Raw genomic sequence first — 383 nt, forward strand, 5'->3', positions numbered from 1 at the left:
ATGGATTACTGGATTGTAAAACTGGATAAAGCAGGAGCTATAGAATGGCAAAAAACGTATGGAGGACAATATGCTGATATATTAAGAAGCATGGAGCAGACTATAGACGGGGGATATATTTTAGGTGGATATTCGAACTCGCCACAATCCGGAGATAAAACAGAAGCTCTTAAAGGCATTGGAGATTTTTGGATCCTAAAAATTAATGAGAAAGGAGAGATTCAATGGCAAAATACCTATGGCGGCAATGGAGACAATCAGCTTTATGTAATTCATCAGACACAAGACGGTGGCTATATAGCAGGAGGAAACTCCAATAGTACCAGCACACTTACTTCATTAGGAGGTATGGTAAGTAACGGCACCGATTATTGGGTTTTAAA

1 pseudogene is annotated in these 383 nt (G+C 39.2%); it reads left to right on the forward strand.

From position 1 onward, the window contains the following. Window positions 1–383 (forward strand): annotated as a pseudogene (locus tag B0A64_RS25675) (T9SS type A sorting domain-containing protein); the annotation flags it as partial.

It is taken from the genome of Flavobacterium araucananum (genome assembly GCF_002222055.1).
In the GTDB taxonomy this organism is placed as follows: Bacteria; Bacteroidota; Bacteroidia; order Flavobacteriales; family Flavobacteriaceae; genus Flavobacterium; species Flavobacterium araucananum.